Below are 21654 nucleotides of genomic sequence, written 5' to 3'. Positions count from 1 at the left end.
TGGAAAGGTAATTTTTTATACATGAAATAGGGTAGGTTAAGGGTAAGAAAAGGAGCAGTATATGAATTTATATGAAGATGAACGTTTAGATTACTTATTAGCGCAAGACATGAAGATTATACAAAGCCCATCAGTATTTAATTTTTCTTTAGATGCTGTTTTACTGGCAGATTTTGCATGGGTACCAATTCAAAAGGGGAATTTACTTGATTTGTGTACAGGTAACGCAGTTGTCCCCCTTCTATTAAGTACAAGAACAAAAGGAAAGATTACTGGTGTGGAAATTCAAGAACGCTTATATGATATGGGAGTAAGAAGTGTTCAATATAATGGGCTGGAAGAAAGAATTCACCTCATACATGGAGATTTGAAAGATATGCCAGAGAAACTCGGACGTCATCAATATGATGTTGTTACATGTAATCCACCATATTTTCAAACACCTCAAACTTCAGAGAAAAATATGAATGAACATTTAGCGATAGCTCGTCATGAAATTATGTGTACATTAGAAGATGTTGTATCTGCAAGTAGTCAGTTAGTAAAACAAGGTGGGAAAGTGGCGTTTGTACATCGTCCAGGGCGATTACTCGACATTGTCACATTAATGCGTAAATATAAAATTGAACCAAAGCGTGTGCGATTTGTTTATCCTAAGGTTGGAAAAGAAGCAAATACATTGTTAATTGAAGGAATTAAGGATGGAAATGCAGATTTGAAAATTTTACCACCTCTCGTTGTATATGAGAACAATAACGAATATACAAAGGAGATACGTTCAATTTTATATGGAGAAGAATAAGCATTTTTTTTATGTGGTAGAGTGCTCTGATGGAAGTTATTATGCTGGATATACAAACCATATAGAAAAACGAATACAGACTCATAATAGCGGCAAAGGAGCTAAGTATACACGCGTCAGGCTTCCTGTCGTTTTAAAATATGTAGAGACCCATGATGATAAACGTACAGCTATGCAAGCGGAGTATTACTTTAAGCAATTAACGAGAAAACAAAAAGAGGCATATATGCAAAAAGGAGAACGCTATGTGGCAACAAAAAAGCTTTCAACAAAATGAAAAGGGAGTTTTATATTTAGTACCAACTCCTATTGGAAATTTAGAAGATATGACATTTCGTGCAATCCGAATTTTAAAAGAAGTTGATTTAATTGCTGCTGAAGATACGAGACAAACGAAAAAACTTTGTAATTATTTTGAAATTGAAACACCTGTCACGAGTTATCATGAGCACAATAAAGAAGTAAGTGGGAAGAAAATATTAGAGAAATTAGAGGATGGAAAGAATGTAGCACTTGTTAGTGACGCTGGTATGCCGTGTATTTCTGATCCAGGTTACGATATTGTTGTTGAGGCAGTAGCTGAGCAATATCATGTAATTCCGCTTCCTGGAGCAAATGCAGCCCTTACAGCATTAATTGCATCTGGTCTTGAAACAAAGCAGTTTTATTTCTATGGTTTCTTGCAGAGAAATAAAAAGGAACGAAAGATGGAGTTAGAAAAGCTTCGTTATGTACAAACTACAATGATGTTTTATGAAGCGCCTCATCGTTTAGATGATACTTTAATTTCGATGCAGGAAGTGTTGGGAAATAGAGAGATTGTATTATGTCGGGAGTTAACGAAAAAATTTGAGGAATTTATTCGAGGAACAGTCGAAGAAGCAATTGAGTGGACGAAGCAAAATGAGGTACGTGGTGAGTTTTGTATTTTAGTAGCTGGTTCGACAGAAGAACCTGCTCCAGAAGAACAATGGTGGGAATCTCTTTCAGTATATGATCATATTGAACACTATATAAATGAAAAAGGTATGAATTCAAAAGAAGCGATTAAAACAGTCGCTAAAGATCGAGAATTGTCGAAAAGAGATGTATATCAAATCTATCATGTCGATAAAAAATAAGCTTCTCATAATTGAGAAGCTTATTTTGCTGTTTCGATATAATCTTGAAGTTCGTTTAAGATTTGCTCAGCGCCTTCTTTGCTTAAGATGATTTTACCTTCAGCTAAAGAAAGGTTACCGTCAGATACTTCACCAGTTACTTGGCAAGTCATGTTTGGTTTATATTTTTTTAAGATGATTTTCTCGTCATCAACATAGATTTCAAGAGCATCCTTTTCTGCAATACCTAAAGTACGGCGTAATTCGATTGGAATTACTACACGACCTAATTCATCAACTTTACGAACAATACCAGTAGATTTCATAATTTTTTTCCTCCTAAATAAATAGTTTATAAGTTTCGAGTCTATTTTTAGATTCGTCATTTTTCGACAAAATACCCTATGGACATATGATACCAATCATTTACATTTCCGTCAATTCTTAAATTCTATATTTTTTAAAAAGATTTATAGATTTCTTATTTCTTATATATAATAGATTGAGAGGAAATTCCACAATTATTTACATTGTTTTCTGAAAAATTAACAAATTTTAAGTGGAGATTGTATATTTTTTTGGAATATGAGCAATAGATGATAAAGATATCGAGCATTAAGAACCCAAATTCAAAATTAGGTTGGGGTAAAGAAGATAAGTGAGATTCGGGCTGCTCGTAAAAGCCCGATTGATGTGGGCTAATAATCAGTGGGGATGAACAAAAACCCCGCTGATTAAAGTTTCACTTTATATATGAGTTTTTGATATACTGTTTATAAATACATATGAGGTTATTCGGGAGGTCCAAAACAATGACAGAGGAAAATAAGTCCTTTTATATTACTACCCCAATTTATTATCCAAGTGGAAAATTACACATTGGACATGCTTATACGACAGTAGCAGGAGATGCAATGGCACGATATAAGCGTATGCAAGGATACAATGTTCATTATTTAACAGGAACTGATGAGCATGGACAGAAAATCCAAAAAAAAGCAGAAGAATTAAATATTACACCACAAGCATATGTGGATAATATTGTTGCAGGAATTAAAGAACTTTGGGAGAAGATGGATATCTCTTATGATGATTTTATTCGTACAACTGAAGATCGTCATAAAGATGTTGTTGAAAAAATCTTTAAGCAACTAGTAGATCAAGGTGATATTTATCTTGATGAATATGAAGGTTGGTATTCTGTACAAGATGAGACATTCTATACGGAGCATCAATTAGTAGATCCAATTATGGAAGGTGACAAAGTAGTTGGAGGAAAAAGTCCAGATAGTGGTCATGATGTAGAACTTGTTCGTGAAGAATCATATTTCTTTAGAATGGGTAAATATGTCGACAGACTATTAAAATTCTATGAAGATAATCCACATTTCATTCAGCCAGAGTCTCGTAAGAATGAAATGATTAATAACTTCATTAAACCAGGCTTAGAAGATTTAGCAGTTTCTCGTACTTCATTTGACTGGGGAGTTCGTGTTCCAGGTAATCCGAAACACGTTATTTACGTATGGGTTGACGCATTATCTAACTACATTACAGCATTAGGTTATGGAACAGAAAATGAAGAGATGTATAAGAAATTCTGGCCGGCAGATGTGCATTTAGTTGGAAAAGAAATCGTTCGTTTCCATACAATTTATTGGCCAATCATTTTAATGGCATTAGATTTACCTCTTCCGAAAAAAGTCTTTGCTCATGGCTGGATTTTAATGAAGGATGGAAAGATGAGTAAGTCAAAAGGAAACGTAGTAGATCCAGTTACATTGATCGATCGTTACGGATTAGATGCATTACGTTATTACTTACTTCGTGAAGTTCCATTCGGATCTGACGGTGTATTCACACCAGAAGGATTTGTGGAGCGTATTAATTTCGATCTAGCAAATGACTTAGGTAACTTATTAAATCGTACAGTAGCTATGATTGATAAGTACTTTAACGGAGAAATCCCTGCATTTAAAGCGAATGTAACGGAATTTGATGAAACGTTAGTAACGTTTGCAAAAGATACATTGAAAAAAGTAGAAGAGGCAATGGAGAATATGGAGTTCTCTGTAGCGTTAGGATCTATTTGGCAATTGGTTAGTCGTACGAACAAATATATTGATGAAACACAACCATGGGTATTAGCGAAAGATGAGAATGATCGTGAAAAGTTAGCTTCTGTAATGGCTCATTTAGCAGAAGTACTTCGTCAAACAGGTATTATGCTTATGCCATTCTTAACAGTAGCACCAAGCAAGATGTTCGCTCAGCTTGGCCTTACTGATGAGGCTCATAAATCTTGGGAAAGTCTATCTACAATTGGCTGTATTCCAGCTGGAACAAAAGTAGAAAAAGGAAACCCAATTTTCCCTCGCTTAGAAATGGAAGTGGAAGTAGAGTACATTAAGGAACAAATGAAAAGCTCTGCTCCTAAAGTAGAAGAGAAAAAAGAAGAAGAACCGAAGGCAGAAGAAATTACAATTGATGATTTCTTTAAAGTAGAATTACGCGTAGCTGAAGTACTATCTGCTGAACCTGTGAAAAAAGCAGACAAGTTGTTAAAAATTCAACTAGACTTAGGCACAGAAAAGCGTCAAGTTGTTTCTGGAATTGCGAAATTCTATTCGCCAGAGGACCTAAAAGGTAAAAAGGTTATTTGTGTAACAAACTTAAAACCTGTAAAATTACGCGGTGAATTATCGCAAGGTATGATTTTAGCGGGTGAAGAGAATGGCGTATTGTCATTAGCATCAATTGATCAAAATCTACCAAATGGTACAAAAATCAAGTAATTAAGACAAGAAAAGAGATGTTTCACGTGTAACATGTGTGAAGCGTCTTTTTTCTTTTTACACTCTCTATTTTTGCATTAAGATTGTAGTATTGTTATCGTTAAGTTATTAAAGAACTTATTTTTGTAGAATAAACTTGATTTCAATATAAAAGGAGTTATGTATTATGTTGTTTGATACACATTCACATTTGAATGCAGAGCAATTCGAAGAAGATTTGCAAGAAGTTATTGCCCGAATGAAAGAAGCGGGAGTTACTTATACAGTTGTTGTTGGTTTTGATGAAGTAACGATAAAAAAGGCGATGGAATTAGCTGAAGCCTATGATTTTATTTACGCTGCGGTTGGATGGCATCCAGTTGATGCAATTGACATGACAGAAGAACATTTAGCTTGGTTAGAAGAACTTGCTTCTCATCCTAAAGTCGTTGCACTTGGAGAAATGGGTTTAGATTATCACTGGGATAAGTCTCCAAAAGAAATACAGAAAGAAGTATTCCGTAAACAAATTACATTAGCTAAAAAAGTGAAATTGCCGATTATTATACATAACCGCGATGCAACTCAAGATATTGTTGATATTCTAGAAGAAGAGAATGCAGCTGAAGTAGGAGGCATTATGCATTGCTTTAGCGGCAGCGTAGAAGTAGCAGAGCGATGTGTTGATATGAACTTTTTAATTTCGTTAGGCGGACCAGTTACATTTAAAAATGCTAAGAAGCCGAAAGAGGTTGCTACGGAGATTCCATTAGAGAAATTGTTAATAGAGACGGATTGTCCGTATCTAACGCCGCATCCATTTCGAGGGAAACGAAATGAACCGAGTTATGTAAAACTCGTAGCAGAAGAAATTGCGAATTTAAAAGGAATTTCTTATGAGGAAGTAGCAGAAATGACAACCAAAAATGCAAAATTTTTATTTGGTGTTGAATAAAAAAGAATGGGGAAACCTGTTCTTTTTTATTTTGAAAAAACACTAGTAGAAGTGATGAAGAAAATAAATGTGAATGATGAAGTGTTACAATAAGGACAGAGAACAAAGATTTTTCTATTCTATTTTTTAAAATATAAGAATGGGGAAAATAATAATGGAAAAGTCGTCATTTTTTTGTTTTACTAAGTAGAGACGAAACGAGTGTGGAGGCAAGCATGAAAATAAAAGAGATTATCGTTGTAGAAGGTAAAGATGATACAGTTGCGATTAAGCGTGCTGTTGATGCGGATACAATTGAAACGAACGGTTCAGCAATCGGTGATCATGTTATTGAGCAAGTTAAATTAGCGCAACAAAAAAGGGGCGTTATTATTTTCACAGATCCGGATTATCCTGGAGAGCGTATTCGAAAAATTATTTCTGACAAGGTTCCCGGCTGTAAGCATGCCTTTTTACCGAAGGAAGAAGCGCTTGCTAAAAGGAAAAAGGGAGTTGGGATCGAACATGCTTCTAATGAGTCGATCCGCCGTGCTCTAGAGAATATACATGAAGAAATGGAAGTTTATACAAGTGAAATTAGTTGGAGTGATTTAGTCGATGCGGGCTTAGTGGGCGGAGAAATGGCAAAGAGCCGCAGAGAAAGAATGGGTAAGCTATTAAAGATTGGTTATACAAATGCAAAACAGTTACATAAACGATTACAGATGTTTCAAGTTTCAAAGGAATTATTTGGAGAAGCTTATAAGCAAGTAATACAGGAGGAAAAAAAATGAAGGATATCGCAACGCCAAATCGTACAAAAGACATTGTTGAAAAGTATGGATTTTCATTCAAAAAAAGTTTAGGACAAAACTTTTTAATTGATACAAATGTATTAAATCGTATTGTCGATCATGCTGAAATTGGTTCAGAAAGTGGTGCAATTGAAATTGGACCAGGTATCGGTGCATTAACAGAGCAATTAGCGAAGCGTGCTAAAAAAGTAGTGGCTTTTGAAATTGATCAAAGACTATTACCAATTTTAGATGAGACGTTAGCACCATATGGTAACGTTACAGTTATTAATAAAGACGTACTAAAAGCGGATGTACATGAAGTATTTAATGAGCAATTTGAAGAAGGGCAAGATGTAATGGTAGTAGCTAACTTGCCATACTATATTACAACGCCAATTTTATTTAAATTGCTTGAAGAAAAGTTACCAGTTCGTGGATTTGTTGTTATGATGCAAAAAGAAGTTGGAGATCGTTTAGCTGCTAAACCTGGAACGAAAGAGTATGGTTCTTTATCGATTGCCATTCAGTATTATACAGAAGTTGAAACAGTTATGACTGTACCGCGTACAGTGTTTGTACCACAGCCAAATGTTGATTCTGCAATTATTCGCCTTCTAAAGCGTCCGAAACCGGTTGTAGAGGTGACAGATGAAACATTCTTCTTTGAAGTAGTACGAGCAAGTTTCGCACAGCGCCGTAAAACTTTAATGAATAATTTATCAAATAATTTAAATGGTTTCCCGAAAGATAAGGAATTATTGGATCGAATTTTAACAGAAGTAGGAATTGATCCAAAGCGAAGAGGCGAAACGCTATCTATTGAAGAGTTTGCAACATTAAGTAATGCATTGGTTCTTCATAAATTATCATAAGAATATGAAAGGGACAGTTCAACTTGAACTGTCCCTTTTGTCACCTTTCTCCCTCTAAATTCATATTTTAAAAACAGGTAAGATGGCCTAATGAGTTTGGAGGTAGGAGAATGGCTTTACATGTTGGAGAATTAGTGGAACGATATTCTCATAAGAGGGATATTCTTTTTCGTATTATAGAAATAAAAGGCGAGATAGCTATATTGTTTGGAGAGGAAATTAGACTGGTGGCGGATGCGCCACTTGAAGATTTAATTAGTATAGATCAACGAGAACATAAAAAAAGGGTGAAGCGTGAGAAAGAAACAATGGAGCGCACGTATCGTTTGTTTCAACAAGATTATGTGTTAATGAAACAAAGGCATGAACATACTTCAACTGGTGGATACACAAGTGAGGTGAATTATTTTCAAATGCCGGGACGTGTATTGCATATAGATGGAGACCCTTTATATTTGCGCAAGTGCTTAGACTTATATAACAAAATTGGCGTTCCTGTACAAGGTATTCATTGTAAAGAAACGGAGATGCATGAAAAAGTAGTAGACTTAATAGATCACTTTCGCCCAGACATTCTCGTTATTACGGGGCATGATGCATATACAAAATCGAAAGGAGTGAAGGGAGATTTAGCGGCATATAGGCATTCAAGGCATTTTGTACAGGCTGTTCGAGAAGTGCGAAAAAAATATCCATCATTGGATCAACTTGTTATTTTTGCTGGGGCATGTCAATCGCACTTTGAGGCACTAATTCGTGCAGGGGCCAATTTCGCTAGTTCACCATCTAGAATTAATATTCATGCACTAGATCCCGTATATGTAGTTGGTAAAATTAGTTTTACTTCATTTATGGAGAGAGTCAATGTATGGGATGTCGTACGTAATACAATTACTGGTGAAAAGGGACTAGGTGGAATTGAAACGAGAGGGATTTTACGAACGGGATTACCTTTTCAACATTACGAAGAGTAAGCAGGGTACATATGTATCTTGCTTTTTTGTATGGAAGGATTTAAATGAATTTGGATAAAAAGAGGCAAGAACGTACAGACTACGTAATGATACTTTTACAATATAGTATTTCTTCTATCTATTCAAACGCAAGATGATATTAGCTGTGAATCGCGGTTAATAATTAGGATAGATATATAGTGCTTTAAGTGTTCAATCTAAATTACAGCGAGGTGTAGCGAAGTATATGTCAAAACGTTTAGATGAAATTAAAAGCGAATTAGATCACCATCTTGGACAGCGACTTATGTTAAAAGCAAATAGTGGAAGAAGAAAAACTGTGGAGCAATCAGGTGTACTAGCAGAAACATACCGTTCTGTTTTTGTTGTACAATTGGATCAACAAGAAGATGCGTTGCAACGTGTATCTTATAGTTATGCAGATGTTTTAACAGAGACAGTAGAGTTAACATTTTATGGAGACCCTCATAATGAGGTCATTTTATAATCCATATATCATTACATATATTCCCATAAATGAAAAGCTATATTATTTTGCATACTAACTATACCGTAGCAAAATAAGGAGGGACTCTGCATTGAGTAGACGAAGAGGTGTCATGTCAAACCAATTTAAAGAAGAGCTAGCAAAAGAGCTTGGCTTTTATGATGTTGTTCAGAAAGAAGGATGGGGCGGAATTCGTGCGAAAGATGCTGGTAACATGGTGAAACGTGCTATAGAAATTGCAGAACAGCAATTAATGAAACGAAACCAGTAGTTGTAAGATACTTTCTATGCTACGGTAGCCGAGGAGACATTCCTCGGCTTTTTGTACTCTAAAAGGTGCCATCATTTTACATAAGTAGTTTCATTCTGAATGCTTTTCGTTATAATTAGGGAAGTGTCATCGTCTTACTATAAATTTATGGTAAAATAAACGATAAAAGATTGAGTACATAGAGTGGGTGAATAGATTGAAGCTACTAGTGAAAGCACCAGCAAAGATTAATCTGTCGTTAGATGTACTGGGAAAAAGACAAGACGGATATCATGAAGTGAAAATGATTATGACAACCATTGATTTAGCAGATCGTCTAGAACTAACGGAATTAGCAGAAGACCGTATTGAAATTTTATCCCATAATCGGTATGTCCCAGACGACCAACGAAATTTAGCTTATCAGGCAGCGAAATTATTAAAAGAGAAGTTTAATGTAAAAAAAGGTGTATCTATTACTATTGAAAAAACGATTCCAGTAGCAGCTGGATTAGCAGGTGGAAGTAGTGATGCAGCAGCGACATTACGTGGTCTTAATAAATTATGGAATTTAGGGCTTACAATTGATGAGTTAGCAGAGCTTGGCGCAGAAATTGGATCAGATGTATCGTTCTGTGTATACGGCGGCACAGCAATTGCCACTGGAAGAGGAGAGAAAATTGAGCATATAAAGACTCCGCCTTCTTGTTGGGTTATTTTAGCGAAACCACATATAGGTGTATCTACTGCTGATGTGTATGGAAATTTAAAGTTAAATCGAGTTACACATCCAAATGTAGATAAAATGGTTGATGTCATAAATTCTGGAGATTATAAAGGGATTTGTGATACTGTTGGTAACGTTTTAGAAGATGTAACATTTGGAATGCATCCTGAAGTTGCACGTATTAAATCACAGATGAAGCGATTCGGAGCGGATGCTGTATTGATGAGTGGAAGTGGTCCAACTGTATTTGGACTTGTACACCATGATTCTCGAATGCATCGCATTTATAACGGGTTAAAAGGATTTTGTGAACAGGTCTATGCGGTACGTTTATTAGGAGAGCGAGAAACGCTTGAATAAAGACGTATAATACGTTATGATTTGTTTAGAATATTCGTGATTTGAGGTGAGAGTATGAAAATTAGAAGAAGTACAAGATTAGTCGATATGACTTATTACTTGCTACAAAACCCTCGTCAGCTAGTATCTCTCACTTTTTTTGCTGAAAGGTATCAATCGGCTAAGTCTTCCATTAGTGAAGATTTAGTTATTATTAAGCAAACGTTTGAACAACAAGGGGTCGGCACATTGCAAACGATACCAGGAGCAGCAGGAGGAGTGAAATATATACCGTATATAAGTGAAGAAGAGGCAGATCTAATTATTGATGAGCTTTGTGGCTTATTTGAAAATCCAGATCGTATTTTGCCTGGCGGTTACTTATACATGACAGATTTATTGAGTAATCCTCGCCATATTAATGGCGCAGGTCGTTTGTTTGCTTCTGTTTTTGCTAGGCAATCAATTGATGCGGTTATGACGGTGGCAACGAAAGGGATTCCACTTGCTTATGCAGTGGCAAATTACTTAGATGTACCAGTTGTAATTGCAAGGAAAGATAATAAGGTAACAGAAGGTCCGACTGTTAGTATTAACTATGTGTCGGGTTCTTCTAAACGAATTCAAACAATGACATTAGCAAAACGCAGCCTTCCAGAAGGATCGAATGTTTTAATTATTGATGACTTCATGAAAGCTGGTGGAACGATTCAAGGTATGATGAGTATGTTAGAAGAGTTCAAGGCTAATGTTGTTGGTATTGGTGTATTAGTAGAATCCACAGATATTGAAGAACGACTAATTAATAATTTTGTATCATTAATTCGTCTATCGGAAGTTGATGTGAAAGAAAAAACGATTCAAGTGGAAAAAGGGAATTATTCTCTTGCACCATTTGATGAAGGGCTTGTAGAGGCTGAATAAAAGGTAGAGCAGATAGCTCTATCTTTTTTTATTTTATTTATAGATTATAAAATAGATGGACAAACTGCCTTTCGTACACTATTTTTAAAGAGTAAAATAAATAATAAAAGGGTGAAAAGTATGAAAGTTGTTCAAACAAGCAAGGCACCACAAGCGATTGGACCTTACTCACAAGGGATTATTGTAAATAATATGTTTTATAGCTCAGGACAAATTCCATTAACGGAAAATGGGGAGCTTGTAACAGGAGATGTAACAGTACAAACAGAACAAGTATTTCAAAATTTACAAGCGGTATTAGAGGAAGCAGGTGCTTCATTTGATACAGTCGTAAAAACAACAGTATTTTTAAAGGACATGGATGATTTTAATGCAGTGAATGAAGTATATAGCTCTTATTTCTCTACTCATAAACCAGCTCGATCTTGTGTGCAAGTAGCAAAATTACCGAAAGATGTTTCCGTTGAAATTGAAGTAATCGCCCTAGTTAAGTAACCTTTTGTAAGCGATAACCTCCACTAATCTCTATATTCAACTACATTAAAAATTTTTATCTTAAAAATTTTTAAAAAATTAAAGGGAAAATAGAAAATTTGTGGAATTTATACAAATATATCGCTTATTTAGAAAAGGGTGGTGAACACAAGATGGAAGTGACTGACGTAAGATTACGCCGCGTAAACACAGAAGGCCGCATGAGAGCAATTGCCTCTATTACTTTGGACCATGAATTTGTTGTTCATGATATTCGTGTAATTGATGGTAATAATGGATTATTTGTAGCAATGCCAAGTAAACGTACTCCAGATGGAGAGTTCCGTGACATTGCACATCCGATTAATTCTGGTACACGCTCTAAAATTCAAGATGCGGTTTTAACAGAGTATCATCGTTTAGGCGAGTTAGAAGAGGTTGAGTTTGAAGAAGCAGGTGCTTCGTAAAATTCGAATGAAAAGGGCTTTGACGAAAAGCCTTATAATTTTGTAGCAAACTCCTGTAAGCATTTACAGGAGTTTGTTTTTTTTACTTTATATTTGTAAATTTCATAATTCATTAATATAAAAAGAAGAAACTACTAATTTTTTCAAAATCATTTTAAATAGTATAGCTTATTTCTTAAAAAAGATACTAAAGAGTAAAACATCTTATAAGAATTATGGTAAAATTTAATAGTTAAAATGTGTTTCTTGAAATATATGATGATTTAGGATAATATCTTTAATGGATAAATAGGTTGCGATGGAGGGTCTATATGTCAAACAGATTTGCAGTGATTCTAGCTGCAGGTAAAGGCACACGTATGAAGTCTAAGCTATACAAAGTGCTGCATCCTGTATGTGGAAAACCCATGGTACAACACGTAGTCGATCAAGTATCTCAATTAGGATTGCAGAAACTTGTAACGGTTGTTGGACATGGTGCTGAAATGGTACAAGAACAGCTAGGAAACGTAAGTGAGTTTGCATTACAAGCAGAACAACTTGGTACAGCACATGCTGTAGATCAAGCTGCAAGTGTACTTGCAAATGAAGAAGGAACAACTTTAGTTATTTGTGGTGATACGCCGCTAATAACTGCTGAAACGATGGAAGCATTACTTCAGCAACATAAAGAAGCAGGAGCAATGGCGACGGTGCTAACAGCGTACATAGAAGAACCTGCTGGATATGGCCGTATTGTTCGTAATGAGAATGGTCATGTTGAAAAGATTGTTGAGCATAAAGATGCAAATGAGAAAGAATTAGCTATTAAAGAAATCAATACAGGTACGTATTGTTTTGATAATAAGGCTTTATTTGCTTCACTTTCTAAAGTTTCAAATGATAACGTACAAGGTGAATATTACCTTCCAGATGTTATTGAGATTTTAAAAAATGAAGGTCATATCGTATCAGCTTATCAAACAGAGCAGTTCGATGAAACGTTAGGTGTTAACGACAGAGTCGCTCTATCGCAAGCGGAAATTATTATGAAAAACCGTATCAACCGAAAGAACATGGTAAATGGTGTTACAATTATTGATCCAAGTAACACTTATATTTCTGCTGATGCAATTATCGGTAGTGATACAGTTCTTCATCCAGGAACAATTATTGAGGGGAACACTGTAATTGGTTCTGATTGTGAAATTGGACCGCATACAGTAATTCGTGATAGTGAAATTGGAGATCGTACGACAATTCGTCAATCTACTGTACATGATAGTAAACTTGGTACAGAAGTATCGGTTGGTCCATTTGCACATATTCGCCCAGATTCAGTTATTGGAGACGAAGTACGCGTTGGAAACTTCGTGGAAATCAAAAAAACTGTCTTTGGTAATAGAAGTAAAGCTTCACACTTGAGTTATATCGGGGATGCACAAGTTGGAGAAGACGTGAATCTTGGTTGTGGTTCAATTACGGTGAACTATGACGGTAAGAATAAATTCAAAACTGTGATTGGTAATGGGGTATTTATTGGATGTAATTCAAACCTTGTTGCTCCAGTAACAGTTGAAGATGGTGCTTATGTGGCAGCAGGCTCTACAATTACAGAGAATGTTCCATCAAAAGCATTATCGGTAGCACGTGCACGTCAAGTTAACAAAGAAGACTATGTTGATCAATTGCTGAATAAGAAAAAATCATAATGTGGAGGGTTAATCTAGATGTCGACTCAATATCTAAATTCTAATTTGAAAGTATTCTCTTTAAACTCTAATAAGGAACTTGCTGAGCAGATTGCAAAGCATATTGGAGTAGGACTAGGAAAATGTTCTGTTGATCGTTTTAGTGATGGAGAAGTTCAAATTAACATTGAAGAAAGTATCCGTGGTTGCGATGTATTCATTATTCAATCTACAAGCTTCCCAGTAAACGAACATATCATGGAATTACTTATTATGATCGATGCATTAAAACGTGCATCTGCGAAAACAATTAATATTGTTATTCCTTATTATGGTTATGCGCGTCAAGACCGTAAAGCGCGTTCTCGTGAACCAATTACATCGAAACTTGTAGCAAACTTGCTTGAAACAGCAGGTGCAACTCGTGTAATCACTCTAGATTTACATGCTCCACAAATTCAAGGGTTCTTTGATATCCCAATCGACCACTTAATGGGTGTACCGATTCTTTCTGATTACTTTGAAACAAAAGGTCTTAAAGATATCGTAATCGTGTCTCCTGATCATGGTGGTGTAACTCGTGCAAGAAAAATGGCAGATCGTCTAAAAGCGCCAATCGCTATTATTGATAAGCGTCGCCCTCGCCCGAACGTATCAGAGGTAATGAACATTATCGGTAATATTGAAGGCAAAACAGCGATTTTAATTGATGACATCATTGATACAGCTGGTACAATTACATTAGCAGCAAACGCTCTTGTTGAGAACGGTGCTTCTGAAGTATATGCTTGCTGTACACACCCAGTATTATCTGGTCCAGCAATTGAACGTATTCAAAATTCAAATATTAAAGAGTTAGTTGTAACGAACTCTATCGTATTACCGGAAGAGAAGAAAATCGACAAAGTACATGAACTTTCAGTTGCTCCATTAATCGGAGAAGCAATCATTCGTGTATACGAAGAAGAATCTGTGAGTGTATTATTCAATTAATTGGATAGAATGAGACGTAACCAAAATTGGTTACGTCTTTTCGTATCGAAAAAAGAAAGTAGTGGTACAAGAATGAAATTGATAGTAGGACTTGGGAACCCAGGTAGAGAATATGAATTAACAAGGCATAATATTGGATTTATGGCCATTGATGAACTTGCGAAGCGTTGGAACATTTCTTTGAATGAACAAAAATTTAAAGGTGTATTTGGTGCAGGTTTTGTTAATGGAGAAAAGGTAATCTTATTAAAGCCGCTAACATATATGAATTTATCTGGAGAAAGTATTCGTCCACTCATGGATTATTATAAAATTGATGTTGAGGACTTCGTTGTTATGTACGACGATTTAGACATTCCTGTAGGTAAATTGCGTCTTCGCATGAAAGGTAGTGCTGGTGGACATAATGGTGTAAAGTCAATGATTTCACACCTAGGAACACAAGAATTTCAACGTATCCGTATGGGAATTGATCGCCCGAAAAATGGAATGAAGGTAGTCGATTATGTATTAGGACGCTTTACATCTGAAGAGATTCCGGATGTTAACCATTCTATTGAAAAAGCAGCGGATGCATGTGAAGAGTGGCTAAATAAGCCTTTTCTCCAAATCATGAATACTTTCAATAGTTAAAAATGAGATTAGGAATATTTCTTTTTTGTTTTACCCATACTAGTAGTAATTTAATTTTTAGGAGGCTAGTATGGAAGGGTATTATTATTGCAGACACTGCGGAGGTAATGTAGGCTCCATTAACGCAGAAAAAGTATATAGCGACGTTTTATTTCAACTAACAGAGCAAGAAGTAGTAGAGATGATTCATTTTCATGAGAATGGAAATATATATATAAAAACGATTTGTGAATCGTGTCAAGAAACGCTCGCATCTTATCCTGAGTATTATGAATATGAAAAATTTCTGCAATAAAATGTTGTCGCTTTGGCATGTCCAAAGCATTTTTCTGTTTTCCTTTTCCGAAATATTTGCATAAAATAGAATGGCTTGCTCTTTATGTTGAGAGGAGTTTTAAAAATGATAGGTTTATTAGAGCAATTTTATAAAAATAAAGAGATACAATCAGTTATTAATGGATTAGAAGATGGGTTAAAGGAACAACTTATATCAGGGATGGCAACGTCTTCTCGTTCATTATTAATGGCGGCTTTATATAAAAAAACAAAAAAATCACAATTAATCGTGACACATAACTTATACCAAGCGCAAAAAGTACATGAAGATTTAGTGGCGTTACTTGGTGAAAAAGATGTGTGGCTATATCCAGTGAATGAACTTATAGCATCGGAAATTGGGGTTGCAAGTCCAGAATTGAAGGCGCAACGTATAGAAGTGTTAAATCGCTTGGCTGCTGGAGAGAATGGAATCATTGTAGCTCCAGTGGCAGGATTGCGTAGATTTTTACCAATAAAAGAATTGTGGAAGCAAAAGCAAGTTGAAATCAATCTAGGGCAAGAGATTGATTTAGATGCGCTCTTGCATACTTTACATCATATTGGCTATGAACGTAAGTCGATGGTAGAAGCTCCAGGGGAGTTCAGTTTGCGCGGGGGAATATTAGATATTTATCCTTTAACTGAAGAACTACCATTTCGTATTGAATTCTTCGATACAGAAGTCGATTCTATTCGATTATTTGATGTGGATGAACAGCGTTCTCAAGGAAAAAAAGAAAGCGTTAAGTTTGGTCCGGCAACAGAGTTTTTATTTTCACAGGAAGAATTAAAATCAGGAATTCAGCATCTTGAAGAAGGTTTGACTAAGACGATGCAAAAACTTTCTGATGATAAACTAAAGACTACAGTACTTGAGACGGTAAGTCATGAAATTGAGATGTTGAAAAACGGGCAAAGTATAGAACAGATGTTTAAATACTTATCTATTTTCTATAAAGAACCTGCTAGTCTGATAGATTATTTACCAGAAGACGGTGTTGTAATTTTAGATGAGATTTCCCGTATTCAAGAAACAGCATCACATCTGGAAACAGAAGAGGCGGAATGGTATATATCACTTCTTGGTGAAGGAACAATTATTCAAGATTTATCTTTCTCTCACGCATTCGAGGGATTTCTTCATCATAAAAAAAGAAATTTTGTATATTTAACGTTATTCTTGCGTCATATTGCACACACGCATCCGCAAAATATTGTAAATGTAACATGTAAAACAATGCAAGATTTCCATGGACAGATGAATTTGTTAAAAACAGAAATTGATAGATGGAATGAAGGGCATTTTACGACTGTTGTACTTGGAACAGATGATGAACGTGTGAAAAAATTACAACATATTTTAAGTGATTATGATATTGAGGCAGATATTGTGGAAGGTACAGATATCTTATTGCCTGGAAGGTTACAAATTGCTGTAGGTGATTTACATGCAGGATTTGAAATGCCGATGCAAAAGCTTGTTGTCATTACTGAAAAGGAGCTTTTTCATAAGAAAGTTAAAAAATCACAACGTAAACAAAAGTTATCGAATGCTGAACGTATTAAAAGTTATTCGGAATTAAAAGTTGGAGATTATGTAGTTCATGTAAATCATGGTATAGGTAAATTTTTAGGTATTGAGACATTAGAGATTAATGGTGTTCATAAAGATTATTTAAATATTAAATATCAAGGTAATGATAAGTTATACGTTCCAATTGAACAAATTGATCAAGTCCAAAAATATGTAGGGTCTGAAGGTAAGGATCCAAAAGTTTACAAATTAGGCGGTAATGATTGGAAGAAGGTTAAAACGAAAGTTGAAAAATCTGTACAAGACATTGCGGATGACCTAATTAAACTATATGCTGAACGCGAAGCTTCAAAAGGCTATGCATATACGCCAGATACAGCAGAACAACAAGAGTTCGAATCATCTTTCCCATATCAAGAGACAGAGGATCAGTTACGTTCTATTGACGAGATTAAAAAAGATATGGAACGCGGACGCCCGATGGATAGGCTCCTTTGTGGTGATGTAGGGTATGGAAAGACTGAAGTGGCTATTCGTGCGGCATTTAAAGCAATTATGGATGAAAAACAAGTTGCAATTTTAGTACCGACAACGATTCTTGCGCAGCAACACTATGAAACAATTCGAGAGCGTTTTCAAGATTATCCAATCAATATAGGATTATTAAGTAGATTCCGTACGAGAAAACAACAAAATGAAACGATTAAGGGTTTAAAGGATGGCACAATAGATATTGTAATCGGAACACATCGTATTTTATCTAAAGATGTTACTTATAAAGATTTAGGGCTTCTTATTATTGATGAAGAACAAAGATTTGGTGTGACGCATAAAGAGAAAATTAAACAATTGAAGGCGAATGTTGACGTATTAACATTAACGGCAACTCCGATTCCACGGACGCTTCATATGTCTATGCTTGGTGTGCGCGACTTATCTGTTATTGAGACACCGCCAGAAAATCGTTTCCCAGTCCAAACGTATGTAGTAGAGTATAATCCAGCATTAATGCGAGAGGCGATAGAGCGAGAGCTTGCAAGAGGCGGTCAAATTTACTTCCTATATAACCGTGTAGAGGATATTGAAAGAAAAGCAGATGAAATTTCGATGTTAGTTCCAGATGCCCGTGTAACATACGCACATGGGAAAATGAACGAAAGTGAATTAGAGTCTGTTATGCTATCATTTTTAGAAGGACAGCATGATGTTCTTGTAAGTACAACAATTATTGAGACGGGTGTAGATATTCCGAATGTAAATACGTTAATTGTATTTGATGCAGATCGTATGGGATTATCACAGTTGTATCAGCTTCGTGGGCGTGTTGGACGTTCTAATCGTGTTGCATATGCATACTTTGCCTATAAACGTGACAAAGTGCTGTCAGAGGTTGCAGAGAAGCGTCTGCAAGCAATTAAAGAGTTCACGGAACTTGGATCTGGTTTCAAAATTGCGATGAGAGATTTATCTATTCGTGGAGCAGGTAATTTGTTAGGGGCAGAGCAGCATGGATTTATTGATTCTGTCGGATTTGATCTATATTCTCAAATGTTAAAAGATGCAATTGAACAGCGTAGAGGAACAGATGGGGCTGAAAATACAGTTAATGTTGAAATTGACTTAGAGGTAGATGCATACTTACCAGATGCTTATATTTCAGATAGTAAGCAAAAAATTATGATGTATAAACAATTTAGAGGTGTTTCTGCAATTGAGGATATTGAAGAATTGCAGGAAGAAATGATCGATAGATTCGGTGATTATCCACAAGAAGTCGGTTATTTATTACAAATTGCAAATATCAAAGTGTTGGCAATGAAAGAACAAATTGAGTTAATTAAACAGAATAAATTTGAAGTAACATTCCTGTTTTCTGAACAAGCAAGTCAAAATATTGATGGTGGAAAATTATTCATGCTTGGAAATAGTTTTGGACGTATGATCGGTTTAGGAATGGAAGGATCACAATTGAAAATTGTTATGAAAACAAATGGTTTAGAGACATCGAAGTGGTTAACAATTGCTGAAAATTTATTAAAAGGCTTACCAGATGTAAAAAAAGAAGTAATAAATGCCTAAAATAAGATAAAAAAATACAATTCGACGTGCATAGAAGAACTAATGTGTAAAATACTATGTCTAACAGTTGGTGATTTTTACATGAACAGGTAAATTCACCACTTTGATCATCAGTAGAAAGTGAGGCAGCATTAGAATGAAAGCAACTGGAATCGTACGTCGAATTGATGATTTAGGCAGGGTAGTAATCCCGAAGGAAATTCGTAGAACTTTACGTATTCGAGAAGGAGACCCACTAGAAATATTTGTTGATCGCGATGGAGAGGTAATTTTAAAGAAGTATTCTCCAATTAGTGAACTAGGTGATTTTGCAAAAGAATATGCTGAGGCTTTATATGACAGCTTAGGACATAATGTGCTTGTCTGTGATCGAGATTCTATCATCGCAGTATCAGGCGTATCGAAAAAAGAATACTTAAATAAAAGTGTTGGCGATTTAATCGAAAAAACGATGGAAGAACGAAAGTCTGTTATTATGACGGACGAAAGTGATATTTCCATTATCGATGGTGTAACAGAAAAGGTTCATTCTTATACAGTTGGACCGATTGTTGCAAACGGAGACCCGATTGGAGCTGTCATTATTTTTTCGAAAGAAGCTATTATAAGCGAAATCGAGCATAAAGCGGTTAATACTGCTGCCAGTTTCTTAGCGAAACAAATGGAACAGTAAGGGTGTATAATTTTAGAAGTAGCAATTTTTCCTAATTATGATCTTTCTTTTTGAGAAATCAATTATTTGGAGATATATGTATATTGAATGAAGGTAGCGCTTTGCTACCTTTTTTCGTTGAGTATTTTTAACGGTGCAGGAACCTATTATTACCCGTGGTGGTAAGGCAGCTTGTTCATTTCTTTATGATATAATACGAGAGGTGAGAATAGAAAAAGGAGTTTTCTTATATGGAAGCGAAGAAGTATCAAGCCTTTTGGCGCGGGGCTATTATATTAACGATTGCAAGTTTTGTTACAAAAGTATTAAGCGCTTTTTACCGTATTCCATATCAAAATATAGCGGGTGATATTGGTTTTTATATTTACCAACAAATTTACCCGTTTTATGGATTTTGTTTAATTTTAGCTACTTATGGGTTTCCTATTATCATTTCGAAAATGGTTGCAGAACGACTAGAGCGGGGAAAACAAAAAGAAGCAGAAGAAATTATTTGTGTATCTTTTTGGTTTTTATTGGGAATTGGTTTTATAGGCTTCTTTACATTGTTTTTTGGGGCCAAAACAATTGCGATAGCTATGGGTGATATATACTTAGATAAGTTACTACGTGTTATTTCATTTTCATTCTTATTGATGCCGTTTTTGTCTGTAGCAAGAGGGTATTTTCAAGGCTTCAATAATATGATGCCAACAGCTGTTTCGCAAGTAATAGAACAAACAATTCGAGTTTCTATTATTGTATTTTTATCGCTATTCCTAATTGCTCACGGATTTGATTTATATACAGTTGGTGCAGGGGCTATGTTAGGCTCAATTGCGGGTGGACTTATTGGGATTATTGTACTTATGTTGTATATGCGTCGAGATTTTCGTTCTATATTTTTCAAAAGTGTAGCGAGAATTAAGGGAAAAAGGAGGGTAATTAAAATCCTTTTTTGGCAGGGGTTAGCGATTTGTGTTAGTAATTTAGTGCTTATTTTTATACAGATGGCAGATTCAATATCCTTGTACACCTTACTTATTGGTGCGGGAGAACAGGTTGAAAGTGCAAAGGTATTAAAGGGTGTTTATGATAGAAGTATTCCGCTAATGCAATTAGGTACTGTTGTGACGACTTCTTTCTCGTTGTCACTTATTCCAATTATTACAGCGGCGAAGGAAAGAGGAGATCTTTCCTTTATTCAAGAAAAGGTAAAGTTAGCAATGAAAATAACACTTGTTATTGGACTTGCAGCAGCTATTGGACTAACTTGTATTATTCAACCTACGAATATTATGTTGTTTGAAAATAGTGATGGATCAGATGTTTTATCTATTTTATCTTTATCTATTTTATTTAGCTCGTTGTCAATTACGACGGCTTCTATTTTACAAGGGTTGGGACAAACATTTAAGCCAGCATTATTTGTTGTATTTGGAGGTTGCTTAAAGTTAGCGTTAAATTATATATTTATGCCTTATTTTGGTGTGAAAGGGGCAGCCTTTGCGACTTTGTGTGCGTTAATTATAATTTCTGGGCTAAATAGTTTGTTGCTTATGAGAGCTGTATCAGGATCGCTTATCAATAAGCGAAATATGTTAGGTGTAGTGATTAGTGGTATCTGTATGGGATTTGTATTAATGATGTTCACACGTGTGTTGCAGGTGTCTGGATTAGTAATTGATACGGAACATAGAGGAATCGCGACGCTTGAAGCGTTGCTAGGTGTAGTTGTCGGCGGATTGACATATATGTTTTTAATTTTGAAATTACGTGTATTTACAAAAAAAGAATTAGGAACCGTTATGAAACAAGAGAAAAAAGAAGGTTCATTGAAGAAGAGTGGATAGA

22 protein-coding genes are annotated in these 21654 nt (G+C 35.4%); 21 read left to right on the top strand and 1 reads right to left on the bottom strand.

Going from position 1 to position 21654, the window contains the following annotated elements:
* Positions 1-61: 61 nt before the first annotated feature.
* From N2V92_RS07310 to rsmI, 3 genes are read left to right on the top strand one after another with little or no spacing between them, the layout of a single operon-like run.
* Positions 62-802 carry a tRNA1(Val) (adenine(37)-N6)-methyltransferase gene (locus N2V92_RS07310; protein ID WP_001055355.1) on the top strand — a complete coding sequence of 247 codons (741 nt, stop codon included), beginning with the start codon at positions 62-64 and terminating at the stop codon, positions 800-802.
* Positions 789-1079, top strand: a complete 291-nt coding sequence (locus N2V92_RS07305) for a GIY-YIG nuclease family protein (protein ID WP_000414350.1) — start codon at positions 789-791, stop codon at positions 1077-1079. The genes N2V92_RS07310 and N2V92_RS07305 overlap by 14 nt, the downstream gene beginning before the upstream one ends.
* Positions 1048-1923: a 16S rRNA (cytidine(1402)-2'-O)-methyltransferase gene (gene rsmI, locus N2V92_RS07300; protein ID WP_016078236.1), complete on the top strand. Its 876-nt coding sequence runs from the start codon at positions 1048-1050 to the stop codon at positions 1921-1923. The genes N2V92_RS07305 and rsmI overlap by 32 nt, the downstream gene beginning before the upstream one ends.
* A 20-nt stretch (positions 1924-1943) precedes the next feature.
* On the opposite strand, the gene N2V92_RS07295 is transcribed toward rsmI, so the two are convergent.
* Positions 1944-2228, bottom strand: a complete 285-nt coding sequence (locus N2V92_RS07295; protein WP_000843036.1) for an AbrB/MazE/SpoVT family DNA-binding domain-containing protein — start codon at positions 2226-2228, stop codon at positions 1944-1946.
* Positions 2229-2714: 486 nt separating this feature from the next.
* Between N2V92_RS07295 and metG the strand changes: the two genes are divergently transcribed.
* The 18 genes from metG (at position 2715) to N2V92_RS07205 (ending at position 21653) form a co-directional block, all read left to right on the top strand.
* On the top strand, positions 2715-4697 hold the full coding sequence (gene metG / locus N2V92_RS07290; protein WP_000134138.1) for a methionine--tRNA ligase: 1983 nt from the start codon (positions 2715-2717) through the stop codon (positions 4695-4697).
* 166 nt (positions 4698-4863) lie between these two features.
* Complete coding sequence (locus N2V92_RS07285) at positions 4864-5631, top strand: TatD family hydrolase (protein ID WP_000895845.1); 768 nt, start codon at positions 4864-4866, stop codon at positions 5629-5631.
* A 215-nt stretch (positions 5632-5846) separates the two neighbouring features.
* The gene (gene rnmV, locus N2V92_RS07280; RefSeq protein WP_000692841.1) at positions 5847-6404 is read left to right on the top strand and encodes a ribonuclease M5; all 558 of its coding nucleotides are present in this window, start codon (positions 5847-5849) and stop codon (positions 6402-6404) included.
* Positions 6401-7279 (top strand): 16S rRNA (adenine(1518)-N(6)/adenine(1519)-N(6))-dimethyltransferase RsmA, encoded by an 879-nt coding sequence (gene rsmA, locus N2V92_RS07275; RefSeq protein ID WP_000651548.1) that lies wholly within the window; start codon positions 6401-6403, stop codon positions 7277-7279. Before rnmV ends, rsmA begins: the two co-directional genes overlap by 4 nt.
* A 110-nt stretch (positions 7280-7389) precedes the next feature.
* Positions 7390-8253 (top strand): sporulation peptidase YabG, encoded by an 864-nt coding sequence (gene yabG / locus N2V92_RS07270; protein WP_001173734.1) that lies wholly within the window; start codon positions 7390-7392, stop codon positions 8251-8253.
* Positions 8254-8479: 226 nt separating this feature from the next.
* Entirely contained in the window at positions 8480-8740 is a 261-nt protein-coding gene (gene veg, locus N2V92_RS07265) for a biofilm formation stimulator Veg (protein WP_000044347.1), read from the top strand.
* 91 nt (positions 8741-8831) lie between these two features.
* Complete coding sequence (gene sspF / locus N2V92_RS07260; RefSeq protein ID WP_002094215.1) at positions 8832-9011, top strand: acid-soluble spore protein SspF; 180 nt, start codon at positions 8832-8834, stop codon at positions 9009-9011.
* Between the two features lie 196 nt (positions 9012-9207).
* Positions 9208-10077, top strand: a complete 870-nt coding sequence (ispE, locus tag N2V92_RS07255; RefSeq protein WP_000772104.1) for a 4-(cytidine 5'-diphospho)-2-C-methyl-D-erythritol kinase — start codon at positions 9208-9210, stop codon at positions 10075-10077.
* A gap of 54 nt (positions 10078-10131) precedes the next feature.
* Positions 10132-10980, top strand: a complete 849-nt coding sequence (gene purR, locus N2V92_RS07250; protein WP_000702467.1) for a pur operon repressor — start codon at positions 10132-10134, stop codon at positions 10978-10980.
* A gap of 120 nt (positions 10981-11100) precedes the next feature.
* A complete protein-coding gene (locus N2V92_RS07245; protein WP_000869823.1) occupies positions 11101-11475 on the top strand; it encodes a RidA family protein in 375 nt (124 codons plus the stop codon).
* 152 nt (positions 11476-11627) lie between these two features.
* Positions 11628-11921: a septation regulator SpoVG gene (spoVG, locus tag N2V92_RS07240; RefSeq protein ID WP_000454041.1), complete on the top strand. Its 294-nt coding sequence runs from the start codon at positions 11628-11630 to the stop codon at positions 11919-11921.
* A 311-nt stretch (positions 11922-12232) separates the two neighbouring features.
* Positions 12233-13612 carry a bifunctional UDP-N-acetylglucosamine diphosphorylase/glucosamine-1-phosphate N-acetyltransferase GlmU gene (gene glmU, locus N2V92_RS07235; RefSeq protein WP_000071039.1) on the top strand — a complete coding sequence of 460 codons (1380 nt, stop codon included), beginning with the start codon at positions 12233-12235 and terminating at the stop codon, positions 13610-13612.
* An 18-nt stretch (positions 13613-13630) separates the two neighbouring features.
* Positions 13631-14584 (top strand): ribose-phosphate diphosphokinase, encoded by a 954-nt coding sequence (locus N2V92_RS07230; protein ID WP_000107420.1) that lies wholly within the window; start codon positions 13631-13633, stop codon positions 14582-14584.
* A 72-nt stretch (positions 14585-14656) separates the two neighbouring features.
* Entirely contained in the window at positions 14657-15217 is a 561-nt protein-coding gene (gene pth / locus N2V92_RS07225) for an aminoacyl-tRNA hydrolase (RefSeq protein WP_014894852.1), read from the top strand.
* A 70-nt stretch (positions 15218-15287) separates the two neighbouring features.
* A complete protein-coding gene (locus N2V92_RS07220) occupies positions 15288-15512 on the top strand; it encodes an anti-sigma-F factor Fin family protein (protein WP_000399438.1) in 225 nt (74 codons plus the stop codon).
* A 105-nt stretch (positions 15513-15617) separates the two neighbouring features.
* Positions 15618-19148: a transcription-repair coupling factor gene (gene mfd / locus N2V92_RS07215; RefSeq protein WP_000579721.1), complete on the top strand. Its 3531-nt coding sequence runs from the start codon at positions 15618-15620 to the stop codon at positions 19146-19148.
* Between the two features lie 136 nt (positions 19149-19284).
* Positions 19285-19821 carry a stage V sporulation protein T gene (spoVT, locus tag N2V92_RS07210; protein WP_000648306.1) on the top strand — a complete coding sequence of 179 codons (537 nt, stop codon included), beginning with the start codon at positions 19285-19287 and terminating at the stop codon, positions 19819-19821.
* A gap of 230 nt (positions 19822-20051) precedes the next feature.
* The gene (locus tag N2V92_RS07205; RefSeq protein WP_042596823.1) at positions 20052-21653 is read left to right on the top strand and encodes a putative polysaccharide biosynthesis protein; all 1602 of its coding nucleotides are present in this window, start codon (positions 20052-20054) and stop codon (positions 21651-21653) included.
* Position 21654: the final 1 nt, after the last annotated feature.

Origin of the sequence: Bacillus sp. CH_48 (assembly GCF_038008465.1) — a bacterium.
Lineage (GTDB): Bacteria > Bacillota > Bacilli > Bacillales > Bacillaceae_G > Bacillus_A > Bacillus_A thuringiensis_S.
The sequence above is the reverse complement of the archived record's forward strand: the minus strand, read 5'-3'. Positions and strand labels throughout refer to the sequence as shown.